The sequence below is a fragment of the Pseudomonas sp. K5002 genome, assembly GCF_013386655.1.
Taxonomy (GTDB): Bacteria; Pseudomonadota; Gammaproteobacteria; order Pseudomonadales; family Pseudomonadaceae; genus Aquipseudomonas.
In genome coordinates this window covers 1-11,332 of record NZ_JACARK010000552.1, presented here as the reverse complement: position 1 = coordinate 11,332, position 11,332 = coordinate 1, and the positions used below count along the sequence as shown (strand labels likewise).

General features: G+C 60.9%; 10 protein-coding genes. 8 read left to right on the top strand and 2 right to left on the bottom strand.

Features of this window, described 5'->3' with window-relative positions:
- Positions 1–457: Plug domain-containing protein (locus HX846_RS23155; protein ID WP_178966157.1), on the bottom strand; the 457-nt coding region annotated here is incomplete at its 3' end.
- Positions 458–614: 157 nt separating this feature from the next.
- Between HX846_RS23155 and HX846_RS23150 the strand changes: the two genes are divergently transcribed.
- The 7 genes from HX846_RS23150 to HX846_RS23120 all read left to right on the top strand — a co-directional run bounded on the left by HX846_RS23150 (position 615) and on the right by HX846_RS23120 (position 7,681).
- On the top strand, positions 615–947 hold the full coding sequence (locus tag HX846_RS23150) for a YceK/YidQ family lipoprotein (protein WP_010169294.1): 333 nt from the start codon (positions 615–617) through the stop codon (positions 945–947).
- Positions 948–1,000: 53 nt separating this feature from the next.
- On the top strand, positions 1,001–1,354 hold the full coding sequence (locus HX846_RS23145) for a YceK/YidQ family lipoprotein (protein ID WP_008439144.1): 354 nt from the start codon (positions 1,001–1,003) through the stop codon (positions 1,352–1,354).
- Between the two features lie 154 nt (positions 1,355–1,508).
- A complete protein-coding gene (locus HX846_RS23140; RefSeq protein ID WP_008439143.1) occupies positions 1,509–3,266 on the top strand; it encodes a carbamoyltransferase in 1,758 nt (585 codons plus the stop codon).
- Entirely contained in the window at positions 3,267–4,163 is an 897-nt protein-coding gene (locus HX846_RS23135) for a GNAT family N-acetyltransferase (protein ID WP_008439141.1), read from the top strand. It abuts the gene before it with no gap.
- Positions 4,160–5,566, top strand: coding sequence for a PIG-L deacetylase family protein (locus tag HX846_RS23130; protein WP_178966156.1), 1,407 nt, complete (start codon positions 4,160–4,162; stop codon positions 5,564–5,566). The genes HX846_RS23135 and HX846_RS23130 overlap by 4 nt, the downstream gene beginning before the upstream one ends.
- An 85-nt stretch (positions 5,567–5,651) precedes the next feature.
- Positions 5,652–6,800, top strand: a complete 1,149-nt coding sequence (locus HX846_RS23125; protein ID WP_177022504.1) for a glycosyltransferase family 4 protein — start codon at positions 5,652–5,654, stop codon at positions 6,798–6,800.
- On the top strand, positions 6,797–7,681 hold the full coding sequence (locus HX846_RS23120; protein WP_003209477.1) for a glycosyltransferase: 885 nt from the start codon (positions 6,797–6,799) through the stop codon (positions 7,679–7,681). Before HX846_RS23125 ends, HX846_RS23120 begins: the two co-directional genes overlap by 4 nt.
- Positions 7,682–7,747: 66 nt before the next feature.
- Here the strand turns inward: HX846_RS23120 and HX846_RS23115 are convergent, their stop codons facing one another.
- Positions 7,748–9,625 carry an O-antigen ligase family protein gene (locus HX846_RS23115; RefSeq protein ID WP_177036436.1) on the bottom strand — a complete coding sequence of 626 codons (1,878 nt, stop codon included), beginning with the start codon at positions 9,623–9,625 and terminating at the stop codon, positions 7,748–7,750.
- Between the two features lie 159 nt (positions 9,626–9,784).
- On the opposite strand from HX846_RS23115, the gene msbA reads away from it, so the two are divergent.
- The coding region (gene msbA, locus HX846_RS23110; protein ID WP_178966155.1) for a lipid A export permease/ATP-binding protein MsbA at positions 9,785–11,332 on the top strand (1,548 nt) is incomplete at its 3' end.

The window sequence follows — 11,332 nt, the reverse complement described above, 5'->3', positions numbered from 1 at the left end:
TGCTGCCATACAGCGTGGCGGCCGGGCCGCGCAGGACTTCGATGCGCTCGGCGGTGTCGAGGTTGAACGTCGCCGCCTGGCCCTGACCGTCCGGGGTGCTGGCGGGTATGCCGTCGGCGATCAGCTTGATACCGCGCACACCAAATGCCGAGCGGGCACCGAAGCCACGGGAGGAAATCTGCAAGTCCTGGGCGTAGTTCTGGCGATTTTGAACCACCAGGCCGGGCACGCGGGACAGTGCCTCTGAAGCATTGATGCCCAGTTGGCCATCGCTGATTTGCTCACGGCTGATGCTGTCCACCGAATACGGCAGGTCAAACGACGGGCTGGCACTGCGCGAACCGGTGACCACGCTGGGGTCCAGGACCAGTGGCGCTTCATCGGCCTGGGCGCTGCTGTACAGGCCAAGCAGTCCGGGAAGCAGCATCGCAAATCGAGTGGGTACAACAACTTTCATGAGTAAACCAGCATCCATGGCGCACAAAAGTGCGCGAGTTTAACGATTCAGCCAGCTTTTGCCATTTCGGAATCTTCTTACATGGCGCGGCGGTGCGTGGGGTCTGGGTCGCCAACAGGGCCGATGTTAGCGTTGCTGGCCATTCAGAGGGCTTGCCATGACGCTAAAAATGACTGCTGCGCTAAGCATTGGAATCCTTGTGTTGAGCGGCTGCGGAACGGCCAATACGCTGTTGCGCGAAGACGCGGCGGCGGCACGTGAACTCAGGAAGCAAAAAACCTACTGCCAGTCGATTCCCCGCGTCTACAGCGGGGTTGCCTTTGATTTCTGCCTGCTGCACGCCGCGCCGGACCTCACTGGCGTGCTGATGCCATTCGTTCTATTGGATATAACGGTCTCGGGCATTGTTGATACAGTGGTCCTGCCCTATACGGTCTACAAGCAAGGTACCGATGGCAACATCAGTATCTATTGGCGCCCGGGTTCATAAACGGATCCGGCAAGGTTGTATGGGGCAGGGATGAATGCCCACACTTATGCCAAATGGAGTTGTCCGTGAGTCTTGCAACCAGAGTCCTTCTCGCCGCTGTACTGGTATCCACCACCGGTTGCGGCACCATCAACACGGTGTTTCGCCCGGACGCCGTTGCCAGCCAGAACCTCAAGGAATCGCGCAGTTATTGTGAAAACGTGCCGCGTATCTACAGTGGGGTGATCTACGGTTTCTGCACCTTGAACGGCGCGCCCGACACCACCAAAGAGCACACGCGCGATGCCTCCGGCTCCCTGCCGATCTTCGCCGCCGAGCTCGTGGCCTCCGGCTTGCTCGACACCCTTGTGCTGCCCTACACGGTCTACCGCCAGAACAGGGACGGCAGCATCGAGATTTTCCGCTAGGCCTGCAGTGACAACCGGTCGCCACAATCCCTAGATCATCCCGCGCCGTGTTTACGCTATAATCCCGCCCTTTAGCTGTTTCTCGCCCAGGCGGGGAGCACACTTTTTTCAGGCGTGACGCGCCTGCATGCAGACTAAAAGAGGCTAGACCCCTGTGGCATTGACGATTCTTGGCCTGTCCGGCGCCCTTAGCCATGATCCTTCCGCAGCCTTGTACATCGACGGCAAGCTGATCGCGGCCGCCGAAGAAGAGCGCTTCGTACGCGACAAACATGCAAAGAACCGCATGCCCTACGAGTCGGCGAAGTTCTGCCTGGAACAAGCCGGTATCAAGCCTTCCGACGTTGATGTGGTGGCGATTCCGTTCGCCCCCATCAGCCTGTTCGGCGAGGCCCGCTGGCACTACGCCAAGCGTTACTGGTACGCCCCGGACCGCGCCCTCGACGCGATCCTGATGGGCAACCGTCGCTACAAGCGCTATCGCAACAAGATCGTCTGGTGCCTGGAGCAACTGGGCTTCGATCCGAAGAAAATCAAGATCGAACCGGTTGAACACCATCTGGCTCACGCCTCCAGTGCCTACCACTGCTCGGGCTTCCAGGAGAAGACCGCGATCCTCGGGATCGACGGCAAGGGCGAGTACGCCACCACCTTCTTCGGCTACGGCGAAAACGGCAAGATCCACAAGATCAAGGAATTCTACGATCCGGACTCCCTCGGCGGCCTGTATGGCGCGATCACCGAGTTCCTCGGTTTCGAGATGCTCGACGGTGAGTTCAAGGTCATGGGCATGGCGCCGTATGGCGATGCCAGCAAGTACGATTTCTCGCGCCTGGCCTCCTTTGAAAACGGCGAGCTGGTGATCAACACCGACTACGCCAACGTCATCGGCCTGCGCCGCTACAAAGAGAAGGGCAAGGGTTTCTACTTCTCGCCAAAACTGATCGAGTGGCTGGGTCCGAAGCGCGAAGGCGATATCGCCGACGAGCCGTACATCCACTACGCGGCCAGCATGCAGGCGCTGTTCGAGAAGCTGGCGTTGCAGATGATCGACCATTACCTGGGCGACATCCTCAAAGACACCGGCAAGCTGGCGTTTGCCGGCGGCTGTGCGCTGAACGTCAAGCTGAACCAGAAGATCATTGCCCGCGACGACGTCAAGGAGCTGTTCGTGCAGCCGGCGTCCGGCGATGCCGGTACTGCGGTGGGTGCAGCCGCCTACGTGTCTCACGCCCGTGGCGTACCGGTTGAGAAGATGGAGCACGTCTATCTCGGCCCGTCCTACAGCAACGAAGACGTGATCGCGGCGTGCGCCAAGCACGAGAGCAAGCCGGTTTGGCGCAAGATTGAAAACATGCCCAAGCGCATCGCCAGGATCATGGTCGACGGCAACCCGGTGGCCTGGTTCCAGGGCCGCATGGAGTTTGGCCCGCGTGCCCTGGGCGGTCGTTCGATCATCGGTTGCCCAAGCGCCACCGGCGTGGCTGACCGGATCAACCACCAGATCAAGTTCCGCGAGCGCTGGAGGCCTTTCTGCCCGTCGATGCTCGACACCGTTGCGCCACAGATGATCAAGGTCGATCACCCGGCGCCGTTCATGACCTTCACTTTTGAAGTGTCGGAAGAGTGGAAAACCCGCGTGCCGGAAGTGGTCCATGAAGATGGTACCTCCCGTGCCCAGGTGCTCAAGCGCGAATACAACCCGCGCTACTACGACATGATGAAAGAACTGGAAGTACTGACCGGCAATGGTGTGTCGCTGAACACCTCGCTCAACCGTCGTGGCGAAGCGATGATCTGCTCGCCGACCGACGCGCTGAACATGTTCTTCGGTTCCGACCTGCAGTACCTGATCATGGAAGACATCCTCGTGGTCAAGGACGGCGTGGACCCTTATGACGCCGTGGTCTAAATGCTGAACCGCTTCCAGGGCTGGCGTGAACGTGGCTGGACGCCTGTCGAGGCCGAGGTTTACGCCCAGGCCTGGCAGCGTTTTGGCGGCAGCGTGGCGACTCATCCGCAGATCGTCGAGCGGCTGGCGCACCTGGCGCAGATTCCGGTGCGCTACCTGGGCTGGGAGCAGGACGGTGAGCTGAAGGGCGCAATTGCTACCTGGGGGCGCGACCTGGCCCTGTCCAAGGACGTGCTCAAGCGCAAAGGCAAAAAAGGCCTGTTTGATCTGGGTAACGCCGAGATCATCCTGCCGATTGCCGCCGATGCGCAGGTGCCGTTGCGCCATCGCGCGCGCTATCTCTCTGCACTGAATGAGGGGCGCGTAAGCACCCTCAAGCCCCAGGCCGAGCAGTTGGCCATGGCGCGCACACCGGAAGAGCTGTCGAAGAAGTTTCGCTACAACCAGCGCCGCGAACTGCGTTTGCTGGAAGAGGCGGGCGGCGTGGTAAGGGCGGTCGGCGAGTTTTCCAGCAGCGAACTGGCGGCGATTTATTGCGACCTGTTCCAGCGGCGTTGGGGTTTCCCTGCGGCGGGAGCCGAGCGCTTGGCCGAGGTGCTGGAGTTGCTCAAGGAATTCCTGTTCGGCTCGGTGCTGTTTCTCAATGATGCTGCGATTGCCGTGCAACTGGTGTATCAGGTGCAGGCGCCGCAGTGGGTCAGCGCCGAATACGTCAACGGCGGTGTCGACCCTGAAACCAAGGCGTTCAGCCCCGGCAGCGTGCTGAGTTTCCTCAATACCCAAAGTGCCTGGGAGCAAGCGCGGGCGAGCGACAAGCCGCTGCGTTTCTCCTTCGGGCGTTCCGACCGTGAATACAAGGAGCGCTGGTGCAACCCGGTGCCGGTGTTCAGCGTATGAGTCGCAAACAGCAATTGCTCAAGCAGCACCGGCGCAACAAGCGTATTGCGCTGGTGGTGGGCCTGTTGCTGTTGGTGGCTGTCGGTGTGCTGGTGGCCTGGTGGTTGCCGCTGGTGCTGGCCGTGGTGCTGTGGGCCGCGCATGAGGCCTGGTTTGCCGATCATCTGTTCTACTCGCCTAAAGACGACTATGAGTACGCGTTTCCTGAAGGGAGCGAGTGCACGGGCCTGCGTCTTGAAGCCGGGCGCCTGCTGTTGGACACGCCTCTGGTGGGCGATGAAACCCTGATCGTCGGGATTGAACTCAAAAGCTCTTGGCTCGGGCGTTTTCTCGACCCGGCGGTGGACGTGTCGGGCCTGGATGCACCCGACCGGCAAGTCTTCGAGCGTGGTCTTTCAGGCCGGCGTTACCTCAACCTGACGGGCATGGGCGAAGCACTCGCCGGCGGTAAGCTGCGCTTGCGCGGGCGCTTCTGCCGGATCAAGGGGCAGCCGAAGCTCTGGTTGTTCCGCCAGCCGGACTACCGTCGCCAACGGGTGATGGTCATCGCGCCCCATGCCGACGATGCCGAATTGGCCGCTTTCAGCCTGTACAGCCAAGCCGACGAGAGCTGGATCGTCACCCTGACGGCGGGCGAAATCGAAGCCGATCACTATCAGCAGATGGGCATGCCCAAGGCCGATGCCGCACGACTCAAAGGCCGCCTGCGTGCCTGGGACAGCGTCACCGTGCCGCGTTGGGCGGGCGTTCCCGAAGCGCAGTGCGTGCAGTTGGGGTACTTCTGCATGCAGCTTGCAGCGATGCAGGCCGCACCGGATCAGCCCCAGGCTTCCCGGGAAGCTCAGTTGGACGATACGCGGCTGTTTCGCCAGTTCAATGCCCTGGCCTTGCCCGGGGATGTGGACGGCGCCCCGACCTGGAATAACCTGATTGCCGACCTGCGGGCATTGCTGCTCAAGGCGCGCCCGCAGGTGATCGTGTTGCCGACGCCGTTGCTGGATCCGCACCCGGATCACATCTGCGCCCACGCCGCGATTCTCGAAGCCTTGCAAGGCCTGGAGTGGCAACCGGGCACGTTGCTCGGCTACGCCAACCACCTGCATGATAACGATCGTTGGCCCATGGGGGATTCGGGCGCTGGCGTGGCCTTGCCGCCGCGTTTTGATGCCTCCCGTGAACTTGTGCCTTGCAGCTTGCCGCTGACGCTCAGCCAGCAGCAGGACAAGGCCATGGCCCTGGGCATGATGCACGACTTGCAGCCGCGGGCGCCGTTCAAGCGCCGCGTGCGCAGGTGGTTGCAGCAATTATTGGCGGGCCGTAGTCCATCGCCTTACGGAGAGAATGAGTTCTTCCGCAAGGCGGTGCGCCGTCATGAGTTGCTCTGGGTGTTGAAGCAGGATTGAGACCTTATTGAAGGCAGGCTTGCAGCGCCTGCCGCCCCTTTTCGCCGGGCTGCGCGCCCGCAGCCAGATTGCAGCATGGAGAGTTATGAAACCTCGTTTCAAGGTTTTGCAGTTACAGCCGGACTACAACGTCAAGACCCACGACTTCGCCGACCTCGGCGAGCAGATCGTCAAGGCCTTGCCGGCTGAACGTTTCGAGGTCACATCCGGGTTCCTCAGCGGCCGCCCGCTGCCCGGCCAGCCCCTGAGCGTGGCTGAGCACTCCCATTATTTCGAGTTGCCGGAAAAGTCCCTCAAGGGCATTCGTTTCGGCGCGATGTGGCAGATCTACAAATATTGCCGCGAGCAGAAATTCGACGTGGTCATCTGTAACCGCTTCAAGTCGGTGAACATGATGCTGTCGCTCAACCGCTGGTTGAAGATCCCCCTGTGCATCGGCATCTCCCACGGTTTTGGCGAGTACGCCCGGGGCTACCGCCGGCGGCAGACGCAGAAGTGGGTCAGCCCGGCGTGGCGATTCGTCGGGGTGTCGGCAGCGGTCAGGGATTACCTGGTGGACCTCAACTGCGGGTTCACCCGCGAAAACACCACCTTTGTCACCAATGCCATCGACATCCCCCAGGCCGAAGCCTTGCAGTTGCCACGGGATGAGGCGCGCAGGGCCCTGGGCTTGCCGCTGGATGCACGGATGATTGGCGCCCTGGGCCGCCTGGTGCCGATCAAGGGCCACACCCATTTGTTGCAAGCGTTCGCCACCCTCAAGGACAAATACCCTGAGGCCCAGGTGGGGATCATCGGCTCCGGCCGCGCCGAAGCAGACCTGCGCGCCGATATCGAGCGCCTGGGCCTGACCGGCCGTGCGCACCTGCTGGGCTTTCGCGAAGATGGCATGAAGTATGTGCGCGGTTTCGACATCTGGACCATGCCGTCGTTGTTCGAAGGCCTGGGCCTGGCGCTGCTGGAAGGCATGAGCGGCCATCTGCCGGTCATCGCCTCCAATGGCCCGGCGATGCTGCCGTTGGTGCAAGGTGCCGGCGGCCTCTCCCATGATCCGGGCAATGTCGAGCAGTTGGCGGCAGCACTGGACACTTACCTGGCGCTGAGCGACGAAGAGCTGCGTGCCAAGGGTGAGCAAGTGTTCCGCTACCTGGAAGAAAACCACACCCTGGACGAGTTCCGGCACAAGTATTTGAACCTGATCGAAACCGGTCTGCGTGAAGTAGGTAAAGCATGAGTCTGCAGCAACCCCTGGTCACTGTGATCATCGCCTCCTACAACCACGGGCCGTACATCGAGCAGAGCATTCTCAGTGTGCTCGGCCAGACCTACCCCAACATCGAGTTGCTGGTGGTAGACGATGGCTCCAGGGATGACAGCGTGGAGCGCATCCAGCGCTTGCAGGCCGAACACGGGTTTGATTTCCAGGTGCAGCAGAACCAGGGCCTGACCAATACCCTGAACGGTGCCATCGCTCGCGCCAAAGGCAGCCTGATCGCGCCATTCGGCTCCGATGACATCATGCTGCCCGAGCGCATCGCCACCCAGGTTGCCTACATGGAAGGCAAGCCGAAGGTGGGTATTTGCGCCGGCAATATCGAGTTGATTGATGGGGACGGCAAGCCATACCCGGAGAAGAAGCAGCGCCGCGACTTGCCGTTTCGCAGCCTGGATTTCGATGACCTGTTCCTCGATCGCAAGCCCTTTCCGCCGGCACCGACGCTGATGATCCGTCGGCAGGCGCTGGAAGAGGTCGGAGGGTTCGATCCGCTGATTCCGCTGGAAGACTTGCTGATCGAATTGAAGATCACCCACGCCGGGTACACCATCGACGTGTTGAGCGTGGTGATGGCGCGCTATCGCCAGCACGCGACCAATACCTACAAGAATCACCGCTACATGATCCAGAACATCCTCAAGACCTACGGGTTGTTCAGCGATCATCCAGCCTACGATCAGGTTCGCTACAACTTCCTGAACTCGATGTTCCTCAAGACCGCCGACCGTGACCGCCCACTGGCGCGGGAGATCCTCAAGCAGATTCCGTTGAAGTTCTGGGGTCGCAAGACCTTGCGTGGGTTGGTGCGGCTGTACCTGGCGCCGCAGCGCAGCTCATAGGGCTTCGGCCGGGCCATTGCGTTCACCGCAATGGCCCGGGGCCTGCAACCCCGGCGCTTCAAGCCATCACTTGGCCGGGTTCGCTACCTGCGCAACCGGACGATTGAGCCTGGACACCTGGTCACGGATCTTCGCCGTGGCGCTTGGCGATGCTGCCGAAGCGTAGCCAGCGGCGAGTTGTTCAAAGTGGGTTTCGAACAACCAGTTGCGGTCCTGGGGATAACGCTGCATGTGCCGCAGGTTGCGCTGGCGCAGGGCGTTACGCAGCGGCGATGGGTAGATGCGCATGTCTGCCACGTCAATCAGGCCGAACTCGCCATCATCCATCAAAAGTACGTTGCCCAGGTGCAGGGAGCGGAAGTACACGCCGCGCTCGTGGAGCTGGGCCATGAACCGGCCGAAACGTTCGATCAGCGATTCCCGCAGGCTGCTGTCCAGGCTTTGCAGGGCCTGGCGCAGGGTCAGGCCGGGCAGCGGCTGATAACGTACGGCGCTGCTCGCATCCTTTAACTGATAGAGATTGAGGATGACCGGTGATGGAATCCCCAATGCACGCAGTTGCTCGCTGTTGCTGGCAAAGCGCTCTGAATAGGGATTGAAGCTGCCTGAGGTGTACCAGCGACGAGGGCGGAACAGCTTGAGGAAGCTGCCATCCTCCAGGCGCAGGACCTTGGGCCCCAGGCCATCGGCTTCGATCACGTGGGCGTTGGCGCACAGCTGTTCGAAGTCTTGCGATTTCAGGCGTTGAACCGGCATGCGCAGCAGGCTGCGGCGACGCTGGGCGATGCTCAGGCCGGCGATCAGTGCCAGCGGGATCCACAGCAGGAACCAGTGCTCTTTTGGTCGCGAGAGAATGCCGCCGCCTTCGGTCAGGCCGGCACCGATGCCATAGGCCAGCAGGGAGGAGGCCAGGATGAACAATGGCTGCGCACGTTCCTTGAGGCTTTTGTACAGGCCCCAGCCGAGCATGAATATCCACGGGATGAAGCCGATGATGCCGACGTAATAGAGCACGCCGAGGGCAAAGCTGTGGGGTTCGCGCAGTTGATTGCCGTCGGCGAGTGTCAGGTACAACTCTGAGTCGTAGCTGTGGCCGATCCAGGGGTGTTCGGCAATACGCTCAAGCGACATGCTCCAGAGTTCGAAGCGGGACGAGCTGCCACGATTGGTGATCAGTTCGGGATAGAGCAGCAGCAGCGCCGCGGCCGCCAGCGCCATACAGGCGATCAGCAGGGCCGAGCGCCGATTGCGAGTGATGAAACTCATCCAGAGCACGGCAAGGAGCAGGGCAACCAGCGGCGTTCTCGAGCCGGTGGCCATCACTGCAGCGCCCATGATTGCCAGTGCCGGAACGCTGAACCAGAGTACGTGCGCACGCTTGGTGGTCATGCATACGTACAGCCAGTAAATGCAGAAGAATCCGAATACGTGAGAGCTCAGCAGCGGATTATCAAGAGCGCCACGCCCGCCGATCATTCGCGAGCCATCCGATAGGTGGGGAGCAAAAGCCACCAGGCTGCAGGCGCTCGATATCAGCGCAATCAGCGCGGCACAGAAGAAGATCGGCTTGAACAGTTCGCTGCGGTAATGCAGCAACAGTCCTAAGCCGACAAACAACGTGAAGGTATTCGGTGGCCGCTTGAACAGGTCGGAGTCTGTCGTGGCCTCAGGGCTCCAGAGCAGGCTGGTGAGCGCCCAGCCCGAGAAAACCAGGAAGGCAATCGCCAGCGGCTCGCGCAATACCTGCTTGAATTCCGTCGGGCGCAGGCACAGCAGCAACAGTGTCGGCGCTGCGAACAGCAGGTAGTAGAACCTGTGCAGCACGTTTCGATTGGTGACGAAGAACAGCGAACTCAGGAGCAACAACAAGCCGATGGGCAGAATCCACAAACAGAGGAAGTCGAAAACGCGATTTGAGCCATAGGTAAGGCGCTTGGAGTGCATACAGAAAAGCCGTTCCAGAATAAAGAAAGCCGACCATACTAAAGTAGTGGCTATATAATGTCGTCCGTTGGATCCAACGGGGCTGCGGTTGTGCCGCGTGCAAGTACAACAGAGAAGCTGTGCTAAAGTCAGCCTCCTTTTTCAAAACCGCCGCGTGATATGACCGACTCCAGTCCGAGCGCAAGCCCTTCGAGCTTGAAAATATACTTCCGCCTGCTCAGCTACGTTAAGCCCTATGCCGGCTTGTTCGCGCTGAGTATCGTCGGCTTTCTGATTTTCGCTTCGACCCAGCCGATGCTGGGCTACATCCTCAAGTACTTTGTCGATGGCCTGTCCAACCCTGAAGCGGTGTTGTTCCCCACGGTGCCTTTCCTGCGTGACCTGCAACTGCTGCAGGCCGTGCCGTTGCTGATCATCCTGATCGCCGCGTGGCAGGGCCTCGGTTCGTTCCTGGGCAACTACCTGCTGGCCAAGGTTTCCCTGGGCCTGGTCCACGACCTGCGGGTGCAGTTGTTCAACAACCTGCTGACCCTGCCGAACCGCTATTTCGACAATCACAACTCCGGGCACCTGATCTCCCGCATCACCTTCAACGTGACCATGGTCACCGGTGCTGCGACCGATGCCATCAAGGTGGTGATTCGCGAAGGCATGACGGTGATCTTCCTGTTCGCCTCGCTGCTGTTCATGAACTGGCGGCTGACCCTGGTGATGATCGCCATCCTGCCGTTGATTGCCGTGATGGTCAGCACCGCAAGCAAGAAATTCCGCAAGCAGAGCAAGAAGATCCAGGTTGCGATGGGGGACGTCACCCACGTTGCCTCGGAAACCATCCAGGGCTACCGCGTGGTGCGCAGCTTCGGCGGTGAGGTGTATGAGCAGAAGCGCTTCCTCAAGGCGAGCCTTAGCAACACCAACAAGCAACTGCGCATGACCCGCACCGGCGCGATCTATACGCCGGCGCTGCAACTGGTGATCTACAGCGCCATGGCAGTGTTGATGTTCCTGGTCCTGTACCTTCGCGGTGATGCGTCGGCGGGTGACATGGTCGCCTACATCACGTTGGCCGGCCTGTTGCCCAAGCCAATCCGCCAGCTGTCCGAAGTCAGCTCGACCATCCAGAAAGGCGTGGCCGGTGCCGAAAGTATTTTCGAGCAGTTGGACGAAGACGTGGAAATCGATCGCGGCACCATCGAGCGCGACAAGGTCAGCGGCCGCCTGGAAGTGCGCAACCTGAACTTCACCTACCCGGGCACCGAGCGTCATGTGCTCAAGGACATCACTTTTACCGCAGAGCCCGGGCAGATGGTTGCCCTGGTGGGGCGTTCGGGTAGCGGCAAGTCGACACTGGCCAGCCTGATCCCGCGTTTCTACCACCATGAGAGCGGTGAGATCCTGCTCGACGGCGTGGAAATCGAAGACTATCGCCTGCTCAACCTGCGTCGGCACATCGCCCAGGTGACCCAGCACGTGACCCTGTTCAGCGACACCGTGACCAACAACATCGCCTACGGTGACCTGGCCGGCGCACCGCGGGCCGATGTCGAGGCGGCAGCGGCCGATGCCTATGCCAAGGACTTCATCGACCAGTTGCCCAAGGGCTTCGACACCCAGGTCGGCGAAAACGGCGTGCTGCTGTCCGGCGGCCAGCGCCAGCGCCTGGCAATCGCCCGGGCCTTGCTCAAGAACGCGCCATTGCTGATCCTC